At 39.5% G+C, this 20,979-nt stretch carries 20 protein-coding genes; 18 read left to right on the top strand and 2 right to left on the bottom strand.

The features are described 5' to 3' along the window. Positions 1-6: 6 nt before the first annotated feature. The 13 genes from WMW72_RS24580 (at position 7) to WMW72_RS24520 (ending at position 14,721) form a co-directional block, all read left to right on the top strand. Entirely contained in the window at positions 7-708 is a 702-nt protein-coding gene (locus WMW72_RS24580; protein ID WP_341418220.1) for a hypothetical protein, read from the top strand. 13 nt (positions 709-721) lie between these two features. Next, positions 722-2,083 (top strand): lipopolysaccharide kinase InaA family protein, encoded by a 1,362-nt coding sequence (locus WMW72_RS24575; RefSeq protein ID WP_341418219.1) that lies wholly within the window; start codon positions 722-724, stop codon positions 2,081-2,083. After that, complete coding sequence (locus WMW72_RS24570) at positions 2,080-4,701, top strand: glycosyltransferase (RefSeq protein WP_341418218.1); 2,622 nt, start codon at positions 2,080-2,082, stop codon at positions 4,699-4,701. Before WMW72_RS24575 ends, WMW72_RS24570 begins: the two co-directional genes overlap by 4 nt. A gap of 17 nt (positions 4,702-4,718) precedes the next feature. Continuing rightward, positions 4,719-5,687, top strand: coding sequence for a GDP-mannose 4,6-dehydratase (gene gmd, locus WMW72_RS24565; protein ID WP_341418217.1), 969 nt, complete (start codon positions 4,719-4,721; stop codon positions 5,685-5,687). 15 nt (positions 5,688-5,702) lie between these two features. Further along, positions 5,703-6,653 (top strand): GDP-mannose 4,6-dehydratase, encoded by a 951-nt coding sequence (locus WMW72_RS24560; protein ID WP_341418216.1) that lies wholly within the window; start codon positions 5,703-5,705, stop codon positions 6,651-6,653. After that, positions 6,650-8,017, top strand: coding sequence for a sugar phosphate nucleotidyltransferase (locus WMW72_RS24555; RefSeq protein ID WP_341418215.1), 1,368 nt, complete (start codon positions 6,650-6,652; stop codon positions 8,015-8,017). The genes WMW72_RS24560 and WMW72_RS24555 overlap by 4 nt, the downstream gene beginning before the upstream one ends. 166 nt (positions 8,018-8,183) lie before the next feature. After that, entirely contained in the window at positions 8,184-8,927 is a 744-nt protein-coding gene (locus WMW72_RS24550) for a sugar phosphate nucleotidyltransferase (protein WP_341418214.1), read from the top strand. An 11-nt stretch (positions 8,928-8,938) separates the two neighbouring features. Beyond that, the gene (gene rfbC, locus WMW72_RS24545) at positions 8,939-9,487 is read left to right on the top strand and encodes a dTDP-4-dehydrorhamnose 3,5-epimerase (protein ID WP_341418247.1); all 549 of its coding nucleotides are present in this window, start codon (positions 8,939-8,941) and stop codon (positions 9,485-9,487) included. Positions 9,488-9,501: 14 nt separating this feature from the next. Further along, complete coding sequence (gene rfbB, locus WMW72_RS24540) at positions 9,502-10,524, top strand: dTDP-glucose 4,6-dehydratase (protein WP_341418213.1); 1,023 nt, start codon at positions 9,502-9,504, stop codon at positions 10,522-10,524. Further along, a complete protein-coding gene (gene rfbD / locus WMW72_RS24535) occupies positions 10,521-11,372 on the top strand; it encodes a dTDP-4-dehydrorhamnose reductase (RefSeq protein ID WP_341418212.1) in 852 nt (283 codons plus the stop codon). The genes rfbB and rfbD overlap by 4 nt, the downstream gene beginning before the upstream one ends. 133 nt (positions 11,373-11,505) lie before the next feature. After that, positions 11,506-12,435, top strand: a complete 930-nt coding sequence (locus tag WMW72_RS24530; RefSeq protein ID WP_341418211.1) for a glycosyltransferase family 2 protein — start codon at positions 11,506-11,508, stop codon at positions 12,433-12,435. A 2-nt stretch (positions 12,436-12,437) separates the two neighbouring features. After that, positions 12,438-13,307: a glycosyltransferase family 2 protein gene (locus WMW72_RS24525; protein WP_341418210.1), complete on the top strand. Its 870-nt coding sequence runs from the start codon at positions 12,438-12,440 to the stop codon at positions 13,305-13,307. Between the two features lie 7 nt (positions 13,308-13,314). Beyond that, positions 13,315-14,721, top strand: a complete 1,407-nt coding sequence (locus tag WMW72_RS24520) for an undecaprenyl-phosphate glucose phosphotransferase (RefSeq protein WP_341418209.1) — start codon at positions 13,315-13,317, stop codon at positions 14,719-14,721. A 15-nt stretch (positions 14,722-14,736) separates the two neighbouring features. Here the strand turns inward: WMW72_RS24520 and WMW72_RS24515 are convergent, their stop codons facing one another. Both WMW72_RS24515 and WMW72_RS24510 read right to left on the bottom strand, forming a co-directional pair. Next, positions 14,737-15,099: a transposase gene (locus tag WMW72_RS24515; RefSeq protein ID WP_341418208.1), complete on the bottom strand. Its 363-nt coding sequence runs from the start codon at positions 15,097-15,099 to the stop codon at positions 14,737-14,739. Then, positions 15,074-15,259 carry a hypothetical protein gene (locus WMW72_RS24510; protein ID WP_341418207.1) on the bottom strand — a complete coding sequence of 62 codons (186 nt, stop codon included), beginning with the start codon at positions 15,257-15,259 and terminating at the stop codon, positions 15,074-15,076. Before WMW72_RS24510 ends, WMW72_RS24515 begins: the two co-directional genes overlap by 26 nt. Positions 15,260-15,611: 352 nt before the next feature. On the opposite strand from WMW72_RS24510, the gene WMW72_RS24505 reads away from it, so the two are divergent. The 5 genes from WMW72_RS24505 (at position 15,612) to WMW72_RS24485 (ending at position 20,842) form a co-directional block, all read left to right on the top strand. Then, complete coding sequence (locus tag WMW72_RS24505; RefSeq protein ID WP_341418206.1) at positions 15,612-15,764, top strand: hypothetical protein; 153 nt, start codon at positions 15,612-15,614, stop codon at positions 15,762-15,764. A 1,537-nt stretch (positions 15,765-17,301) separates the two neighbouring features. Next, positions 17,302-18,207 (top strand): decaprenyl-phosphate phosphoribosyltransferase, encoded by a 906-nt coding sequence (locus tag WMW72_RS24500; protein WP_341418246.1) that lies wholly within the window; start codon positions 17,302-17,304, stop codon positions 18,205-18,207. 14 nt (positions 18,208-18,221) lie between these two features. Further along, a complete protein-coding gene (locus tag WMW72_RS24495; protein ID WP_341418205.1) occupies positions 18,222-20,048 on the top strand; it encodes a hypothetical protein in 1,827 nt (608 codons plus the stop codon). Positions 20,049-20,056: 8 nt separating this feature from the next. Beyond that, positions 20,057-20,419 (top strand): EamA family transporter, encoded by a 363-nt coding sequence (locus WMW72_RS24490; RefSeq protein ID WP_341418204.1) that lies wholly within the window; start codon positions 20,057-20,059, stop codon positions 20,417-20,419. 15 nt (positions 20,420-20,434) lie between these two features. Next, positions 20,435-20,842: a divergent PAP2 family protein gene (locus tag WMW72_RS24485; RefSeq protein ID WP_341418203.1), complete on the top strand. Its 408-nt coding sequence runs from the start codon at positions 20,435-20,437 to the stop codon at positions 20,840-20,842. Positions 20,843-20,979 lie beyond the last annotated feature (137 nt).

Here is a 20,979-nt window from a genome sequence, read left to right as displayed (position 1 = left end):
TTAAATATGGTATATCAACCATTGGATTGGAATTCGGATTGGCTAATTTTGTTAAAGACTGGTCGAATCAGTAGTACGGAATTGTTTACAAGACTCGAATTGAATGAAGTAGAGAGATTTACTTTCGATCGGGCAATTAGTATTTCTAATTACCTCAAAAGTAAATGGACGCCGAAAGATAGATACGCTGCACTCGATCTGGGGGCTAGCGGAGGCGTGTTTTCATTAGTTTTAAATACGATGCTGGACATGCATTGTACTGCTGTCGATGATGATAGGTATATACTTATCCAAGATGAAAATAGCCTTTCTAGCATAACTCAAATGAATTCTAGGTTTAAAAATATCCATATAAATAATGTGCTTTCTATTAATTCATCAATAGAAGATTTTATCGAAAAACTTCCTAATGTGCCCTTGTACGATGTGGTTCTCTTACTAAATATCCTTCATCATTTTTTTACAGGATATGGGCAAGGTACAGAGCATGGTAAGCTAGAGTGGGATGAATTTAAAAGTCTAGTTGTAAAACTAGGAGTTATTACTGGGAAATATCTTTTTTTTGAAACTAATTCACTTGTTTTTCCGAACTATGAGAAATACTTAACTGATTTGCTCTATTTAGGTAACTTTGATAAATTAGAGTTGGTGACAAGGTCTTATGCTACTGATGGCAGTTTAAGAGCTGTCTGGTGTTTTATAAAATAGAGGTGGCGAGATTATGATTTTAAAACTTCCGATGTTTGAAAATGGAGAATATAAATATGAAGTGACTTCACAAAGAGAAAGTTGTAGTGAAGAATGCTTGTATTGTAGAAGAACATTCAAGGCCTTCCATTTTTCTGGTTTGGGGAGGGATGGTAATCACCTAGAGTATCCAGTAATCACAAATAATCAGACACTGATTAAGAAGAAAAATACTATGGTAATGAAAAATAGAAAGTTAACGTATAATTACGAAATCAATCCTGAGAATCAAAGTGAAGTCTTTAATTTTCTGCAAAATAATGAACTTTCCGGTGTGATTAAAATAACAGCTCATTGCGACTGTTCTTATGAGATGGAATTTCATGAAGGAAAAATTGCTTACAAGTATTCCCTTCCGGTAACAAAGCATTATGAATTATTTGATTTTATTGACGATTGGAACTATGAGAAGTTCATTGATTTTGTTAAAAAAAGCGCAAACATTATTCAAAATTTACATCAAGCGAATTTAATACATGGGGATTTGACAGCTCACAATTTTATGATCGATCAAGACGGACTAGTTAAATTAATTGACTTGGATAACGTCACATTTGGCAATGAAAAGCTTTTTCTACAAGATATAGTATGCTATTGTTTGTATACATTGTTTCCGATTATATCCAATTTTGAAGCTGATGAAAAGATTGATTTAATTTTTGAACAAGTTACACTTAACATTTTGACGGTGAATTATGAATCGTCATGGGTAGATCGATTAATAGGAATTATTCTAGATAGTCAACATGAAGTGAAGAGTTTTGTGAGATCCCCTTTAATTATGGGGTACCGATATAATGTAAATTTACTTGAAAGCATCTATCAGGAGCATTATAAGCTAACGAACAAAGTTCATCAAATTCAAGTTGAACTCATGGAAGCAGTTCGTGTTAAAGATGCTGCAATGCTCAGAGCTAGAGAGTCTTTTGAAAATCAAATTAAAAGCGCAACTGAATATGCTCATTCGCTGGAAAACGCAAAAAAACGTTATGAAGATGAAGTTGTTAATTTAAATAAAGTAAATACTAGTTTAAATGAGCACATTACCCAAAGTAAAGATAATTTCAAAGAAGCTGAAAATTATGCTAAAACATTAGAAAAAGAAAAAGAAAGCTTTATCCAGCGGATTAGTAGCGTAGAACATGAAAAGTTAGATATTGAAAAACAAAGAGACTTTTTAGAAATTGAGAAAAGTAATATGGAGAATGAGATTTTTTCATTAAATGAAATGATTAATTCTAAAGAAAAAATAATATCTGAACAATTTGAGAAAATACATTACTTGGAGAATAAAAGTGTCTTAAAGATAATAAAAGCGAAAATATTTAAGAGGTGATTGAAATCAAAACTGCAGTATTTACTATAGTTTCTAAAAATTATCTAGCATTTGCTAGGACTTTAATGGATTCAGTTAAAAATCATCATCCTGAATGGGAACAATTTGTTTTATTAGTTGATGAACCAGATGGTGTATTTAATTATGATAATGAAAAATTTCAAGTTAAATTTATGGCGGATATAAATTTACCAAATTTCAAGAAGTTTGTCTTTCGTTACAATATTCTTGAATTGAATACAGCTGTGAAGCCTTGGATGTTTTATTGGCTTTTCAATCAACAAAATTTTGATAAAGTTTATTACATCGACCCTGATATTCATTTATACGATAAAATGTCTGAAGTTGATGAAGCCCTAGATAGCGGGAAGTTAATGGTTCTAACGCCTCATCTGTCTGATTTCCTAGATGATGATTTGAAACCCAGTGAATTACAAATCTTGCAAGCTGGGACATACAATTTAGGTTTTTTAGCTGTATCTAAGCATCAGCAAACTAATAAATTTTTGGACTGGTGGAAGGGAAAGCTTGAGTATGATTGCACTGTAGATATTCCTAATGGTTTGTTTGTTGACCAAAAATGGATGGATTTGGTCCCTGGTTTCTTTGAGGATATTCTCATTCTCCATCATGTTGGATATAACGTTGCCTACTGGAATTTGAAGCATCGAAGTGTGATTGAGCGCCAAAAGCGTTTCTTTGTAAACGATAAACCGTTAATTTTTTTCCATTTTAGTGGTGTTAACCCTTTAGATTTAAGCATTTTATCTAAGCATCAAAATCGATTTACATTAAAAAATATTGGTGATGCAGCTCAGTTGGTGGAGGAGTATGCCAAAAATGTTCGACAAAATGGACATGAGCAAGTAAGGCAATGGACTTACTATTATAATTATTTTCAACAGGAGAAAAAAATTAAAATTAGCGATTTTGCAAGGATTTCTTATCGTAATAATGCCACAATACAACATTTGTGTGGAGAGAATCCCTTTGAAAAAGCTGAATATTTCTTAAATACCCAAGCAAGAGATAAAGACTCTAGTACATCATTGCCGTTAATCACTCATGTCATGTTAGAACTGTGGCAATCTAGGCATGATTTGAAAAATGTTTTTCCAGACATCTGGGGGAAAGATAGAGTTTCGTTTTGTCAATGGTTTATTGATAGCGCTGAAAGAGAGTATGGATTTTCAAATGAATATATTACTCCCGTTAAGCAATCATTGATTGTGAACAATTCAACAGATGTCACTCAAGTAGCTGATGAACATTCGAATGAAGTAATTTCTTCTACTCAACCAGTAGGTGGATTGAAGCTGCTTCTAAATAAGAAACTCTATGCTACTGCAGTTACATTAAAGCCATACCTAATTAAATATATACCATCATCACAAAAGGAAAAACTAAAAAGATTCAAAGAAAAAATGCAAAGAGCTGCATATCCTGCTTCAGTTTCTCCAGTTAATTCGAAAATAAGTCCTACTCCTGTTATTAGTGAAGAATATCAGCCTAATCAACAAGGAATTAATTTAATTGGGTACTCTCGGTCTGAGACGGGAGTTGGTGAATCATGTCGTTTGGCGGCAAGGGCTTTGCATGAAGCTAGCATGCCTTTTGGTATTATCAATTATGATTACGGTAATCCCGCTAGAAGTACAGACACATCATGGATTAGTAGAGAGATAGAAGGACCGAGTTATAACGTAAACATCTTTCATATTAATGCTGATCAAATCCCAGTTGCTTATGATTATTTAAGCAGTAATTACTTTGCTTCGCGCTATAATATTGGCTACTGGCACTGGGAATTACCTGATTTTCCAGATGAATGGAAGGGGAGCTTTCAATATCTCGATGAAATTTGGGTTCCCTCCCAATTTATTATGGATTCTATTTCGGCAAAATCTCCAATTCCTGTTGTTAAAATTCCACATGGAATTCAAGTAGACGTAAATAATATAATTAGCAGAGATCATTTTAAACTTCCCAACGAATCTTTTTTATTCCTAACAATGTATGATATGTACAGTTTTCAGGAGAGGAAAAATCCTAATGCTGTGATTAATGCATTTAAGTTAGCTTTCGAACCAACGGATACTTCAGTGGGCTTGATTGTAAAAGTGAACCATGGTAACAGTAATCCAGATTTATTCCATGCCTTACTAAAAAGTATTGAGTCATATCGTAATATATATGTTATCAATGAAACATTTAGTAGAGCTGATGTTAATGCATTAATTAATAATTCAGATTGCTTTATTTCACTTCACCGCTCGGAAGGTTTTGGATTAGGTTTGGCAGAAGCGATGTACTTAGGAAAACCAGTAATAGGTACGAATTGGTCAGCGAATGTTGATTTCATGAATTACAAGAATTCATGTGTAGTCGATTATAAACTAATCGAATTAGGACAAGACTATGGACCATACAAAGCATATCAACATTGGGCAGATCCAGATATAGAGCACGCTTCGTATTATATGAGAAAATTGGTGTCAGACAAGCAATTCTATCAGGATATTGCTATCAAGGGTCAAGAAACTATACGAAAAGAGTTCTCTCCAATTGCTGTTGGAATGAAAGCAAAAAATCGTTTAAAGCATTTAGGACTATTATAAGCTGGAGGAGTATTTAAATGAAGACGGCTTTAATAACAGGAATTACTGGGCAAGATGGAGCATATTTGGCTAGGTTGTTATTGGAAAAGAATTACAAGGTGTACGGAATAGTAGCTCGTAGGAGCACTAATACGCAGTGGCGATTGGAATATTTAGATATTGCCAATCAAGTAGAGATTGTTGAGGGAGATATGACCGATCTCTCTTCCCTTATTAGAGCTCTTAAAATTTCTCAACCCGCAGAAGTATATAACTTAGCTGCACAGAGCTTTGTCGGTACGTCTTGGGAACAACCTATAGTAACTGCACAAGTGACAGGTGTAGGAGTATTAAATATAATTGAGGCAATTAGATTGGTTAATCCTGAAATAAAGTTCTACCAAGCATCAACAAGTGAAATGTTTGGTTTGATTCAAGAATCAATGCAATCTGAAAGCACTCCTTTTTATCCAAGAAGTCCTTATGGTGTTGCAAAGTTGTATGGTCATTGGATTACAGTGAATTATCGAGAAAGTTTCAACATGTTTACTTGCAGTGGAATCCTTTTTAACCATGAATCCCCTTTAAGGGGAATTGAATTTGTGACGAGAAAAGTTACGGACGCAGTGGCCAAAATCAAATTAGGAAGGCAAAAGGAACTGCGATTAGGAAATATTGATGCTAAACGAGACTGGGGCTTTGCAGGGGATTATGTTGAGGCAATGTGGCTAATGCTTCAACAAGAAAAGCCAGATGACTTTGTAATCGCGACAGGTGAGACTACAACTGTGAGAGATATGTGTAAAATTGCTTTCGAACATGTAGGATTAACTTATGAAGATTTTGTTGTTATTGACCCTAAGTTCTATAGACCGGCCGAAGTCGATGTTTTGTTAGGTAATCCCGGAAAGGCAAAGAAAGTGCTAGGATGGAGTCCGAAGACGAATCTTAGGCAGCTCATAACTATGATGGTCGATGCTGATTTAGAACGTAACAAAAATAATTAAAATACGAGGTTTCTTGTGAAAATTTTAATCACAGGTTCTGGCGGTTTTGTAGGAGAATATTTAATACAAGAACTATTAATGAGAAATCATGAGGTTTATGGTACTGTAAAAAGTTCAGTACCTAAGCCTCTTTTTCCCGTTTATGATTTGAATATACTAGATGATTTTGCGGTTGAATCTGTTATTAAGACAACAAGACCAGATGTACTCATTCATCTTGCCGCTCAAAGTATGGTACTTAAATCATGGGAAAATCCAAAAGACACTTTATTAGTAAATACAATTGGCACGAGTAACTTGTTAAGTGCCATTATAAAATATAGTCCAGGGACAAAAATAATTAGCATTGGTTCAAGTGAGGAGTACGGCATTACAGCTAAAAACGGAATTGAACTTAATGAAGAGATGCCTTGTGTACCTCAAAACCCTTATGCGTTGAGTAAGTATTCGGCTGGATTGCTTACATTACAACTAGCAAAAAAAAATCATTTGAAGGCTATTCATGTCAGGGCGTTTAATCATTTTGGACCTGGTCAAAGGGAAGGGTTTGTTGTTAGTGACTTCGCTTCACAAATCGCAAAGATTGAAAAAAATAATTTCCGGCCTTATCTAAGTGTTGGAGATTTAAGCGCTGTGCGGGATTTTACAGATGTACGTGATGTTGCAAAAGCTTATGTCTTGCTTGTCGAAAAAGATGTGGAAAACGGAATATATAATGTTTGCAGTAATAAACCTGTAGCTGTGCAAGAAATTTTAAATGAACTAATTCACCTATCAAATGTAACTATCGATGTAAATGTGGACGAAGCAAAGTTTAGACCAGCGGAAGTTCCTTTTTTTGTGGGGAACAATACCAAGTTAATGGTATCCACTGGATGGAAACCGGAAAGGTCACTTAAGGAGAGTTTGAAGGAAACTTTAGAAAGTTGGAGACAGAGAGTTATTGGGGGTGAATACGAGGCATGAAGCTTATTTTGCTGTCCGGAGGGTCTGGTAAAAGACTGTGGCCACTCTCTAATGATTCAAGGTCCAAGCAGTTTCTTAAAATTCTTCAAAATGATAGTGGGAAAAATGTTTCAATGCTCCAAAGAGTGTGGGAACAATTAAAGCAATGTAATTTGCATAATAATTCGATTATTACGACAAATCAATCACAATCCGAAATGATATTTAATCAAATTAAGGATAATGTCCGGTTAGTAATTGAACCAGAGAGAAGAGATACTTTTCCAGCCATTGTTTTGGCTAGTTTGTACCTCTACGAAATGGAACACATCTCTGAGGATGAGATAGTGGTTGTACTTCCGGTTGATCCCTATGTCGATCCCAGTTTTTTTCGGGTCGTGGAGTCGCTGGAAGGGGTATTAAATGAGACGAAGGCTGATTTAGCTCTGATTGGTGTAAAGCCGACATACCCTTCAGAAAAGTACGGTTACATTGTACCAGAATCTGGTGCGATGAATTCCAGTTGTTCTTCAGTAAAATCATTTAGGGAAAAACCAGATTATGAAAATGCAAAGGAGCTCGTTGATCAAGGGGCCTTATGGAACTGTGGTGTCTTTGCGTTCAGACTAAAATATTTATTTGGAATTATTAGTAAAAGAGAAATCCCCTTGGATTATGAGTTCGTAAAGTCGAATTACACAATGCTGCCTAAAATCAGCTTTGACTATGAAGTTGTTGAAAGGGCAGAAAACATTGTCGTCGTACCGTATACTGGTTATTGGAAAGACCTTGGCACATGGAACACGTTAACCGAAGAAATGAATAATTTTGTTACCGGTAGAGGAGTTTTAAATGAAACGGCTTTAAATACTCATATTATTAATGAATTAGATGTTCCAGTCGTTACTTTGGGTATTTCTAATGCAATTATTGCTGTGAGTAGCGATGGAATATTGATTTCTGATAAAGAAGAGAGTCAGAAAATAAAGGATTTTGTGAATGGTATTAATGATAGATTAATGTATGAGGAAAAGCAATGGGGTTGGTATAGGGTATTGGATTTCACCAAATACTCAGGAGGTGAAGAGGTATTAATCCGAAGAATATGTATCTCGAAAGGTAAAAATTTAAGTTATCATTATCATAAAAAACGGACAGAATTATGGACCATTGTTAACGGTGAGGCAGAGATTATTATTGATAGTCGTATACATCATGTTAAAGCGGGGAATGTATTTCAAATACTACAAGGTAAAAAACATGCTGTGAGAGCTTTAACTGATTTAGAGTTTATTGAGGTTCAAAGAGGAGAAGAATTATCAGAATTAGATATTTATAGATTGACTATGGATTGGAATCAAATTCAAACATTCGTAGGTTTATGATGAAAGGGATTATATTGCCAGGTGAATCGGCTGAAGATTGTATCTGGTAACGAGGACTATTGATTGTTTCATAAGTAACACTGAGGGTGATTACAAGAACTGAATAATGAGCTCTACTATATAAAAATACAATAGTTGAAAGTAATCTTATTCGGAGGTTTACAAGATGAAAGGTATCATCCTAGCCGGCGGAACGGGATCACGCTTGTTCCCTTTAACCAAAGTCACCAATAAACATCTACTTCCAGTTGGCAAGTACCCTATGATCTACCATAGTGTAGCCAAATTGAAAGAAGCGAACGTTATCGATATCTTAATTGTCACGGGTAAGGACCATATGGGGGATGTCGTAAATCTGCTCGGCAGCGGTAAAGATTTTGGAGTTACATTCACCTACAAAGTTCAAGACGAAGCAGGAGGTATTGCACAGGCACTGGGGCTAGCCGAGCAATTTATTGATCAAGACCAGATGGTTGTTATTTTGGGTGATAATGTATTTTATTCTAGTATTTCTACGTTTGTTCAAAGATTTTCCGACCAAAAGACTGGAGCAAAAATCCTCATCCAAAATGTGCATGATCCGAAGCGTTATGGTGTTCCTGAGCTAAGAGGGCAACAAATTGTTTCCATTGAAGAAAAGCCGCAAAATCCGAAGACCAATTATGCGGTTACCGGCATATATATGTTTGATCATCATGTATTTGATATCATTAAAACACTAAAGCCCTCCAACCGTGGTGAGCTGGAAATAACGGACGTAAATAACGCTTATATTCAAAAAGGCCAGCTGACCTATGACATTCTGGATGGCTGGTGGACGGATGCGGGCACACATGAATCTCTGGCGAAAGCCAATGAGCTGGCGAAGGATCTCTTATTTGGACAGGAATTCGGCAAGTTAAAATTATAGGTAGGTGTATGATGAACATTATATCAACTAAGCTGGACGGGGTGTTCATTATTGAACCTCCGGTGTTTGGAGACAACCGTGGATTTTTCTTGGAAAGTTATAACGCGGCTAAGTTTGAACAAGCGGGACTTCACTTTTCGTTTGTACAAGATAATCATTCACTGTCTGTCGAGGCGGGCATTATTCGAGGACTTCATTACCAGTTGCAACCCAAAGCGCAGACTAAGCTTGTTCGCGTCGCGGCCGGTGCAATTTATGACGTTGCAGTGGATATCAGGCAGAGTTCTCCCTCATTTGGGAAATGGGTTGGGGTTATTCTAAGTGCTTCCAATAAACGGCAGCTTCTTGTTCCGAAAGGTTTTGCCCATGGCTTCTGCACGCTTGTTCCTAACACCGAGGTGTTGTATAAGGTGGACGAACTTTACTCACCAGAGCACGATCGAGGTATCGCTTGGAATGACCATGAGCTGGCTATCGATTGGCCGACACAAACGCCTATTTTGTCCATCAAGGATGGAACGCATCCTGCTTTGAAGGATGCCAAAGAACTTTTTGAATAGTGGAGGTTTATCGCATGAGAGTACTGGTTACAGGTGGCGCAGGCTTTATCGGCAGTAATTTTGTCATGTACCTGCTGAACAAATATCAGGAATATCACGTAATCAATGTGGATGCATTGACGTACGCAGGAAATTTGGAGAACTTGACGAGTGTAGAGGATAATCCACGGTACACCTTCTCTAAGGTGGATATTACAGATACGGTAGCGGTTCAAGGGTTGTTCGAGCAAGGAGTGGATATCGTGGTGAACTTCGCCGCGGAGTCTCATGTGGATCGCAGCATTTCCGATCCGCAAATTTTCCTGAAAACTAATGTACTGGGAACCCAGGTGCTGCTAGATGCAGCTAAAGCCTTTGGAGTGTCTAAGTTTGTTCAGGTTTCAACCGATGAGGTATATGGATCTCTTGAGGAGACGGGGCTGTTTACGGAAGAGACGCCGCTTGCGCCCAATAGTCCTTATTCTGCCAGCAAAGCAGGGGGGGATTTTTTTGTCCGGGCTTATCACGAAACCTACGGGATGAACGTGAATATTACGCGCTGTTCGAATAACTACGGACCTTACCAATTTCCAGAGAAGCTGATTCCTTTAATCATTGCGAATGCATTGGCTGACCGACCTCTGCCGGTTTATGGAGACGGGCTCAACATTCGCGACTGGTTATATGTGGAGGATCACTGCAGCGCTATCGATTTGGTCATGCATCAAGGTGTGAGCGGTGAGGTATACAATATCGGAGGAAATAACGAAAGAACTAATATCCATATAGTGAAAACGATCCTCCAGCAGCTCGGCAAATCCGAAAGCCTGATTCAATATGTCAAGGATCGCCCGGGGCATGATCGTCGCTATGGCATTGACGCAACCAAGATTATGAGAGATCTTGGCTGGAAGCCGGCGTATCATTTTGAGACGGGTATTCAAGAGACCATTCGGTGGTATCTCGATAATCAAGAATGGTGGAAGCGAATCCAAACGGGCGATTACCAGGCGTACTATGAAAAACAGTACGCAGAACGTCTTGGTGAGAAGAAATGAAGGTACTTGTAACCGGGGCTACAGGGCAGTTGGGGCAGGATGTGGTGAGTCTTTTTGCTGAGTCTCACCAAGTAGTGGGACTTGGAAGTAAGCAGTTGGATATTGTCGACGATAAGGCATGTATGGAACAAGTGCAGCAATTTCAGCCGGATGTCATAATTCACTGTGCAGCTTACACAGCCGTCGATTTGGCGGAGCAAGAGGCTGACTATGCCTATGCGGTTAACGCTGTTGGCACCAGGAATTTGGTGAATGCGGCGAATGTAGTCGGTAGCAAGTTTTGTTATATCAGCACAGACTACGTTTTCGATGGTCATGGGACGACTCCCTACCGAGAATATGACAATACGAATCCGTCTGGTGTATACGGGAAATCGAAGCGTGCCGGAGAGCTACTGGTGCAAAGCTTGTCGCGCAAATTTTTTATCGTGAGGACGTCTTGGGTGTACGGGCTGCACGGCAATAATTTCGTGAAGACGATGCTCAAGTTGGCCACAGAGCGGGAACACCTGAAAGTCGTGCATGATCAGGTTGGCTCACCGACGTTTACGGAGGATTTGAGTAAGTTTTTGCTGGAGTTGGTTGTCACGGATAAATACGGCATATACCATGCTTCAAATACCGGTGCTTGTTCCTGGTATGAATTCGCTAAGGCGATTTTCGAGGAGGCTCAGGTGACGGTTCGTCTGGAGCCTTGCACGACGGAGGAGTTTCCGAGGCCAGCAGCAAGACCGCCGTTTTCGGTGATGGACCATATGAGTATTCGGACCAATGTACTTCAAGACCTTCGGCCTTGGCGAGAAGGGCTAAAGGAGTTCTTGAAGAAATATTTGCAAAATACCAAATAGAGTTGTACAGTTAAGCGCTCATTTTGAGAGCAAGTGGACATCCCCACTTGCTTTTTCGTTTGAGGCGGGTAAGAATATAAGTTGAGTAAACTAGGAAAGGAGGCGAGCAGCCATGGCCTCATCCCCCGTAGATATGGCTGTCGTCCTATCCACCTATAATGGGGAGAAGTACCTTGAGGCTCAGCTAGACTCCTTGTTAGCCCAAACGGATTCCAACTTTCGTCTGGTACTGAGGGATGACGGATCGACAGATCAAACGTTACGTCTTCTTCAGCATAAACGGAGTCAGTTTCCCTATGTGCAGTGGGTCGATGCTAAGGAAAACCTTGGGGCGAAGCTCAGCTTTGCTTGTTTAGTCGAAGCAGCACTTGAGGATCCTAATGTGAACTACGTAATGTTCTGCGACCAGGATGATGTGTGGCATCCCGACAAAGTGAGTCGCAGCAAGCGGGAAATCCAGTTGCTAGAGAAGGAGCTGGGGATGCATACTCCCCTCCTTGTTCATGGCGATCTTCAGGTTGTGGATGCGGATCTTCGCCAGTTATCGTCCTCTTTTGTACATTATCAGCACCTGGACCCGACGCAAACCTCGCTGTCTCGTATGCTGACACAAAATGTGGTGACCGGCTGTACGATGATTATCAACCGGAGGCTTGCTGAACTTGCATGTCCCATCCCCCCGCAGGCAATCATGCATGATTGGTGGATCGCGGTTGTAGCTTCCGCTTTCGGGCGTATCGTATTTATTCATGAAGCTTCTATCGACTACCGGCAGCATGGTTCGAATACCTTGGGTGCTTCCGCTTATACGCTGCCCAATCAAATGTACAGTACCTACAAAAAGAAGTCCATATCATTCCTGTTTGAGCAGGCGGAAGCTTTCCGATCCCAATATGGGGATCGGTTGCCAGCGCGGCAACGGGATGTAGTGGAACAGTTCATTCGATTGAAGACGGCTCCTCGGTTTCGTAAAATAAAGATGGTGTATCGTGAACGGTTTCTCAAACATGGGTTCCTTCACAATATAGGCTTCTTGCTAAAATTGATGTCGATAAAGGACTAACTATGGATCTGAGTGTAATTATCGTAAACTATAATACTTGCCGGTTGACAGTCAATTGTATCCACAGCGTCCGGCAATCGGTGCTGGAGCAGGCGTACGAGATTATTGTCGTAGATAACGCGTCATCTGATGCTTCGGTGGGCGCGATTCGCACAGAATTTGGCTCCGAGGTCAGCTTGCTCGTGAATGACTTGAATCAAGGCTTCTCCAAAGCCAACAACCAAGGCATGCGCATCGCCCGCGGCCGCTACATTCTGCTGCTTAACTCCGATACCATCGTGCAGCCGGATACGCTGCAGACGATGCTGGACTTCATGGATAGCCATCCGAAGGTGGGTGCAGCGGGTTGTAAGGTCGTCCTGCCTGACGGCTCCCTAGACAAAGCATGCCGCCGCGGCTTTCCTACGCCTTCGGCTTCCTTTTACTATGCATTCGGTCTGTCCAAGCTGTTCCCGGACAAGCCGAAATTTAATCAGTATCAGCTCGGCTATCTCGATCCGGACCAAGACTATCCGGTAGATTGCCTGGTCGGAGCCTTCATGATGGTGCGGCGAGAGGCGATCGATCAAGTCGGGATGCTCGATGAGGATTTTTTTATGTATGGCGAGGATATCGACTGGTGTTATAGAATAAAGGAAGCGGGCTGGCAGATTCATTACTACCCTTATACACAGATTACGCATTACAAGGGCGCCAGCAGCCGGAGGAAGCCTTTTAAGATCATCTATGAGTTTCATCGGGCCATGGTTTTATTTCATAAGAAGCATTATTCCAAAAAATATCCAGCACTTGTGACGGGTTTGGTGTATACTGGAATTGCAGTCAAATTAGGACTTTCATTATTACTGAACAGATTTGGATCCGTGAGGTGAAGAAATATTGATACGCCGGAGCCAAGGCTTTCTATCGCAGATTTACGCAGCGACTGACTTCGCTTGTATACAACTGGTTTTTTTATTCTCTTGGTGGCTGAAGTTCAGAAGCGGGTGGATTGATTTTGAGCCCTCGCTGCCTGTGGAGAATTATGCATTATGGAGCGTTATTTATGCTCTTATCGTCATCGGGATTGGTTATTTATCCAGCTTCTATACACCTAAGCGAAAGAAACGATTTTCTTACGAACTTTTTACCATTATCCAGATTTATACGATCAGCCTGTTCGTACTGTTGAGTTTGCTGTTTATTTTCAAGGAACTGAACCTGTCCCGGTCCTACTTGTTGATGTTTCTGGTCAATAGTATCCTGCTTGTCAGCTTCTACAGATACATTCTGAAATTCTCTCTGAAGCGTCTGAGAAGGAAGGGCTTCAACAAGCAGTTTATCCTAATCCTAGGTGCCGGAACGCTAGGAAGAAACTTCTACCACAACCTGATGCAGCATCCTGAGCTCGGCTACGAAGTGGTAGGCTTCCTGGATGATTACCACGAGAACCACGAACCCGGTTTCGAGAGCTACAGCAGCATTATTGGTCGGGTGGATGAGCTGGAGAGTGTGCTGAACTCCGAACTGGTGGATGAGGTCATTATTGCGCTTCCGCTAACTGCGCATAGTAAGTATGGACGCATCATCAATACGTGCGAGAAGGCTGGAGTGAAGACGCTCATTATTCCTGACTACTTCGACTTTTTGCCGTCGAAACCGTATTTCGATAACTTCGCTGGAATGCCATTGATTAATGTTCGGGATATCCCTTTGGACGAAATGCGGAATCGTTTTTTCAAGCGGCTGTTCGATATAGCGTTCTCTCTGACGGCTATTCTGATCACTTCGCCTTTGTTGATTTTGATCGCTATTGGCATCAAGCTAACCTCTCCGGGGCCGGTGATTTTCAAGCAGGAACGTGTCGGGTTGAACAGACGGCATTTTATGATGTACAAGTTCAGATCCATGAAGGTGCAGAGTGATAATTCCTCCGACACGAAGTGGACGACGGAGAACGATCCGCGCAAGACGAAGCTGGGTACCTTCCTAAGAAAAACGAGTCTGGATGAGCTGCCGCAGTTTTTCAATGTGTTGTTCGGCCATATGAGCGTCGTGGGACCACGTCCGGAGCGTCCTTTTTTCGTGGATCAGTTCAAGGAAGAGATTCCGAAGTATATGGTCAAGCATCATATTCGCCCGGGGATCACAGGCTGGGCTCAGTCCAATGGACTCCGCGGCGACACATCGATCGAGGACCGGATCCAATACGATATTTTTTACATTGAGAATTGGACTTTTCTATTCGATATTCGGATTATCTGGAAGACGATCATCAATGGATTTATCAATAAGAATGCTTACTAGGGCCTGTAAGCAAACCTATTTGAGCCATAAACGAATGGAAAGCAGCGTCAAAAAAGCCATGAACATGTTCGCTGTTTTTTCATAGCGAGTGGCCAGGCGTCGATAGTTTGTTACTTTGTTGAAAAAGCATTCAATCAAGTGTCGCTCTTTATACGTTTCAGAATCTAACGGACGATTTACTCGCCGATTGCATTTGCTTGGGATAACCGGAGTAATCGCTCGGCTTTGCAAAAACTCCAGAATAGCATTGGTATCGTAGGCCTGATCAGCCAACACTTCGCCCGGTGAGAAGTCCAGTTCATGAAGAAGGCGATAACCGGTTATAGAATCGTGGTCTTGTCCTGGCGTCAATTCAAAGCAGCGGGTAGTCGAGTGCATCTACCATCGCATGAATTTTAGTGGTCAGCCATCGGTCGCGAACGTCCGATGGCTTGCCAGTTCTGCCCCATTTTGCGTCCGCTCCATGTTGATGGACGCGGACGATGGTGGTATCGACAATGACTTGCTCCGAATCCGGTTCGATAGCAACATGTTTCATTCTTCATCAGTTAACTTCCCATATTCCTTATTTTACCAGATCTCTGCGAGTTGTAAAGTTTACGTACAGGCCCTAGCTCGACTGGTTTGAACTCAGCAGATAAGCTTGTAACAGTGGAGCAAAGCAGTAATCCATTCCTATAGTTGGGGCACAATTTAATCTTCCCTTCTGGTATTGTAGCGTTTTCGGTTATCAATTTAATAGTTGTTGCAGGGTGATCGCCAAGTCAATTATGTTATACAAGCGATGCTAATACGAATTAATTTGTGGTTTGAAATGAAAAAGCACCTCCTATACACTGGGGTTCGAATTTAGGTAACATTCACTGCCTTAAATGAGGAGGACGCTCTAGATGAAGCATAATCAATTTAGCAAACAAGTATTGCGAAAATTTCAGGGAAAATGCCGGATCATCGGCACAGATGTAGCTAATACCAAACACTTTGCCCACGCCTTTAGAAAACCAACGAATTCTTGGCTCCGCGGCGCCCCTCTAACGAATTGAACACTTCACCTGTGACTTAAATCAAGGCCAGCCAGCAAGCTCAGCGTTCTATGTTGCTTATACTCGGAGTTACGGATCAATGAAGCTATCCAGGAACCGGAGGCAGATTTTCGACCGTTTTGCCGATCACCTGAATGCCAGTTCTCGGCATAAGGCACGTAGACGTCACAGAGCGATTTTAACTCTTTGGTCTACAGCATGTATTCGACTTTCTGATACACCACAGTTCTTCGGACCGCTTGGTATCAAAGTCTGCATCGCGATGTTCCAGGTAATAACGAATTCTAGAGGGTTACAAATGTTGGGTAGCAAGCAATCGAAATTGCTTCTGGGGGACATGCGAAGAGGTAGTCATGACTTTGTGATGCTGTATGTACATGATGAGCCAGGAGAAGTTGGGCCATGACTTCATAGGAGTAGCTAGGGAAATGAATTACCTTTCGCCTGGGCCGTCAAATCGGGAGATCTGTCGGAGCGTTGCTCCTCTCGCAATGCAGATTCCGGCTCGAGTGCCTGAGTTTTATTGACATAGGGATTGACCTTTTAGCACCGTTGTGCTAAGTATTTTGCGATATCTAGAATGCTTAAGCCGTCGGTATGATGAAGAAGAATATGTTCGGGATCTTCCTGACGATACTTTTCCGAACGGTATGACTGATGCGCTGAAGGCATTCCTCCGTAGGCATTGGAAAGTAGCCTTTTTTCTATTTTCGATTGAAAGGGCAGTTCGATAAGTATCTGGAATATAGTTATCTCTGAAACAGGAGCACGAACTGGAAGATGTTATTCTCGGCGTTGAACTGACAGGTCATTACTGGTTTCCGTTGTTTTACTATTTAAAGCCACGTGGAACTCAAGTGGTACAAGTTAATCTGCATCACGTCAATATACGTCAAGAATAATAAAGAACTAGACGATAATACGCCAACCAAAATGGAATTAAGGATGCGAAAGTACTTGTCATTGACGGGCGGTACACTAAACAAAGCTACCGGAGGTAATTTTCGCGCACCATCGATCGGCGTGATACCACGATTTGTAAGAACGGATGTTGTCGACTGCAGGTCCTGATTTATCGCGCGGCGATTGTCATAATCGCGAAGAATCCGGAATTCCGAGCACTTCACTTGCGCCTTTCGGCTTGCTGGGACAATTCGTTAAAGACGAAGCGGCCAATGACTCAAGTAGAATGGGGCAGAACATTCCTAGGCAGTAGCCAACTGAAGTCAGATGACAAAGTTCTGCGGGACCTTGCAAAAGCGAATCCATGAGTTGAAAGAGGAGAATAACATCCTAAAAAAGCGATGCACGACTTCGCCAAAGACTGGGGGCAGATCTATTCATAGATCTACCAACACCGCTTCCAGAGCTGTGTGCGAAACTATGTGCCCTTTTCCCGAAGCAGTTATTACCAGTGGACTAACCGCAAAGAAAGTAAGCGGGCTAAAATCAGGGGAAATCTGGAGTGGCGTTTTCTTCGTTTTTCTCGCTCATAACGCATCCTATTTTAATAATGAGAGGGGTTAACCAGTTTCAAATGGAAGCACACGTGGATATACGCAGACAACAAGGAAGGAAGAATTATTTCTTATTAATGTTAGAAGAAATGAGATGGAAACAGTGGACTAAGAACTTATTAGTTTTTGCTGCATTAGTTTTTAGCATTGATAAATCCAACTCTGTAATGGTTGTGCAATCAGTTTTTGGATTTGTATGTTATTGTTTGATTTCAAGTTGTGTTTACGTGTTGAATGATTATTTGGACAGACATGCTGATCGACAACATCCAATAAAGAAATTCCGTCCTATTGCATCTGGTCAATTAAATCCTATAGGAGCAATAGTGACCGCAGGCGGTATATTTTTAATAACTATTATGGTCTCATTGTATTTAAATCTGCTTTTTGGTGTTTTGCTTCTGGTATATTTTATAATAAATGTGTGTTACTCGTTAAAAGTCAAGCACATAGTTATTCTTGATATTATGTGTATAGCGGCAGGGTTTGTGTTAAGGGCCATCGGAGGGGCTATTATTATTAATGTGTATTTAACTCCATGGTTTTTAGTTTGTACTATGTTGCTGGCTCTTTTTTTGGCTGTGAATAAAAGAAGGCATGAGCTAATATTGCTTGATAATAACAGCACTATTCATCGTAAGGTTTTACAAAATTATACTGTACCAATGATAGACCAAATGAATAATGTAGTGACTTCAGCTACCATTGTTAGTTATGCTTTATTTACTTTTACTTCTGGAAGAACGCTTCATTTGATGTGGACAATCCCCTTTGTTATGTATGGGATGTTCAGATACTTATACTTGGTTCATATAAAGAATGAAGGTGGGGCACCGGATAAGCTTTTGTTCACTGATAAACCGTTATTAGTGACAGTTATTATGTATGCTTGTCTAACCATCTCTGTTTTATATATGTTTGAGTGAGTGGGAGTGATACGATGAATAGTTTATTTAAAAAAAAAAATAATAGATTTTTAATTGTATTTTTTGCCCTTTTTTCATGTATATTAATGAGTGTAGCCTTTATTCATCAGCCGGTATTAACAGGTGATGGTCGAGAATATCTAGGAATGACCATTTCAATAAAAAATCACCTTTCTCCTGAGCTTAGATCTACAGATATGGTTGAACGAGACGCTCTAGAGCAAAAAAACAATATTACCTTTCCGTTAGAGAAGAATTATTTTGGGTATTTCCAAAGCTTAAAGGGGGAGTACTACTCATATCATTTTTGGTTTTACTCACTAATTAATTCTTTTACATATTTTGTTCTAGATTTTTTTAATATAAATGCACTTAAAAGCTTTCAAATAACCAACTGCATTCTTTTCCTGCTGCTACTTCTTAAAATACTTAAAAGTCCTGTTATAAATAATAAATCCAAGTTAATGCTTTGCTTAATTACTATTTGTAGTCCTGTTGTTTTTTATTTAGATTGGTCCCACCCAGAGGTATTTAGTTATGTATTAATGTCTTTGGGTTTTTTGTATCTAAATGAAAAAAAAATTAATTTTACTATGTTGTTTTTTTCTTTAGCTGCTTTGCAAAATCCTGCAATTTCTGTACTATCTCTATATTTATTGATATCTGAGTTTTTCAAACATCGCTCACAGTTAATGAAAGATACCAAAACTAGAATTGATTTTATTTTTCTATCACTGATATCTACTATAAATATAATACCCTATATTTTTTATTATCTTAATTTTCGAGAGTTTAGTTTAATCACTAAGGCTGGCTTTTCTTCTCTTAAATTTATTACTTTCCCCAAAATATGGAGCCTCTTTTTTGATCTTAATTTCGGGATTATTGTATATACTCCCGTTCTATTACTATTTTTCATCTATCTTTGCTTTAAAGGACATAAGAATGTACTTATTCTTTCAGTATTACTACTATTCATTTCAATAGTTAATGCAACTCAGTGGAATTGGAACTCTGGAATGATGTATATCAACCGTTACTCTCTTTGGTATATACCTGTGTTGATTTTTGGGTGCTTCCGGTTTATTGATAAATTTGATACTAAAAAAACAGTATTATTTTCAATATTATATATTTGTACTACAGGAGTAGTTACTGCTTATTGCATAAAGGAGCACGACTTCGGAAATTACTTGAAGCTCGGTCCTCTTGCTAAGATGGCAGTAGTAGGTTTTCCAAGTATGTATAATCCGGAGCCTGAAATAATTCTGGAGAGGATACAGGGAACTGAGTTTTTGGAAAACACTGTATTTCCTATGAATATTTTCGGTTTTGATGGGGAACTAAGAAAGTCGATTGTTAGGGACCAATCTAGTAATTATATAGGATATATTAATGGTCGAAGTAAGGCTGCTTTAGATAGAAGAATTTTAGTTTCGAGAGTATATCTGGGGAACGAAGATATATTTGTTAACAATATTGAAGCAGGTTTTGGAGAAGGGTGGTACAGTGTAGAAGGTGATATTACAGCGAAGTGGAGATGGGTAGCATCTAATTCTTATCTGTTAGTAATAGGGGATAATGCAACTCACAATATTAGCTTTGATATTAAGAGTTTTTATAAATTAAGAAATGCAAGTATTTACTTTAACGATGAGATAATTTATCAAGGTCAGATTCCTGTTGATAGTGCGATAAAAATTAACCATACAGTGAGCACTGGACAACATAGTATAATTAAGATTGTTTCTAACGATGGTTCTGATAAACCTAGTGACTTGGGATATGGTTTAGATAAGCGAGATCTTAGTTTTAGTATATCATCTTTTAAAATAGAATAGAGGACACTATGAAGTCACCATATATCTTAGTATTTATATCGATTATATTGAGCGCTATAGCCCAAATAGCTATGAAATTTGGAACTAATAGAATAGGTGATTTTGAAACATTTTCTTTGCTAGAAAAGCTATGCAAATACTTTACGAATTTCTATGTCATAATTGGTTTTTTATTTTACGGAGTATCAGCAGTTATATGGGTAGTCGCCATTTCTAAAATCCCACTTTCGATTGCCTATCCAATGGTTGGCTTCAGCTATGTTATTGTTGTTGCTTTGTCAGTTTTATTTTTAAATGAACAAATATCATTAATCAAGATAATTGGACTATTATTAATTATTTCAGGAGTTATCACAATTTCAAAATCTTAAAGAGGTGAGTTGCAAGTGTTATTCTTAGCCCCCTTCTTAGGATGGCTATGTTCTGGTATTCTTAAGTACATCCTAAATTTTGTGAAGTATGGTGCGAAGGCGAGGTCTATGGTAGGTAATGGTGGTTTCCCTAGTACTCATACTACAGTAGCAGTTTCAACTACTGCGGCAATTGGATTTTCTAGTGGAATAGATAGTGGCTTATTTGCATTGGGAGTGGCATTTTCTTTTATTATAATTATTGATGCAACGGGAATACGTAAAGCGCTTGGAGAACATGCTAAAAATTTGAATCATATCAATTCTTCTTCAAATGTAGTATTTAAGACTCACAGAGAATCACAGGGTCATACGAGAACGGAGGTTCTTGGAGGGGTAGGGCTTGGGGTTATTGTTGGATATATGACATCGTTATTTCTTTAACTTATTTAATCTGACAATAATGCAGGTTGTTATTTAGGGCTTGCTGAATAATCAAAAAGCCAGTCATGACAAGGATTTGAGGCTAGTTTCGTCCAATTCATTTGCAGGGAATTAGTAGCAATTGGATCAAAAACCGC

The organism is Paenibacillus filicis (assembly GCF_038070315.1).
GTDB classification, from domain to species: domain Bacteria; phylum Bacillota; class Bacilli; order Paenibacillales; family NBRC-103111; genus Paenibacillus_G; species Paenibacillus_G filicis.
This window is presented reverse-complemented; position numbering and strand designations above follow the sequence as displayed.

Excerpts from the sequence above, each read along its gene's own strand:
- WMW72_RS24525 (WP_341418210.1), top strand. The coding sequence starts at position 12,438 with ATGGATCTGAGTGTAATTATCGTAAACTATAATACTTGCCGGTTGACA.
- WMW72_RS24490 (WP_341418204.1), top strand. The coding sequence starts at position 20,057 with ATGAAGTCACCATATATCTTAGTATTTATATCGATTATATTGAGCGCT.
- WMW72_RS24555 (WP_341418215.1), top strand. The coding sequence starts at position 6,650 with ATGAAGCTTATTTTGCTGTCCGGAGGGTCTGGTAAAAGACTGTGGCCA.
- WMW72_RS24500 (WP_341418246.1), top strand. The coding sequence starts at position 17,302 with ATGGAAGCACACGTGGATATACGCAGACAACAAGGAAGGAAGAATTAT.
- WMW72_RS24575 (WP_341418219.1), top strand. The coding sequence starts at position 722 with ATGATTTTAAAACTTCCGATGTTTGAAAATGGAGAATATAAATATGAA.
- gmd (WP_341418217.1), top strand. The coding sequence starts at position 4,719 with ATGAAGACGGCTTTAATAACAGGAATTACTGGGCAAGATGGAGCATAT.
- rfbD (WP_341418212.1), top strand. The coding sequence starts at position 10,521 with ATGAAGGTACTTGTAACCGGGGCTACAGGGCAGTTGGGGCAGGATGTG.
- WMW72_RS24580 (WP_341418220.1), top strand. The coding sequence starts at position 7 with ATGGTATATCAACCATTGGATTGGAATTCGGATTGGCTAATTTTGTTA.
- WMW72_RS24550 (WP_341418214.1), top strand. The coding sequence starts at position 8,184 with ATGAAAGGTATCATCCTAGCCGGCGGAACGGGATCACGCTTGTTCCCT.
- WMW72_RS24510 (WP_341418207.1), bottom strand. The coding sequence starts at position 15,259 with ATGAAACATGTTGCTATCGAACCGGATTCGGAGCAAGTCATTGTCGAT.
- WMW72_RS24495 (WP_341418205.1), top strand. The coding sequence starts at position 18,222 with ATGAATAGTTTATTTAAAAAAAAAAATAATAGATTTTTAATTGTATTT.
- rfbC (WP_341418247.1), top strand. The coding sequence starts at position 8,939 with ATGAACATTATATCAACTAAGCTGGACGGGGTGTTCATTATTGAACCT.
- WMW72_RS24515 (WP_341418208.1), bottom strand. The coding sequence starts at position 15,099 with ATGCACTCGACTACCCGCTGCTTTGAATTGACGCCAGGACAAGACCAC.
- rfbB (WP_341418213.1), top strand. The coding sequence starts at position 9,502 with ATGAGAGTACTGGTTACAGGTGGCGCAGGCTTTATCGGCAGTAATTTT.
- WMW72_RS24530 (WP_341418211.1), top strand. The coding sequence starts at position 11,506 with ATGGCTGTCGTCCTATCCACCTATAATGGGGAGAAGTACCTTGAGGCT.
- WMW72_RS24505 (WP_341418206.1), top strand. The coding sequence starts at position 15,612 with ATGAAGCATAATCAATTTAGCAAACAAGTATTGCGAAAATTTCAGGGA.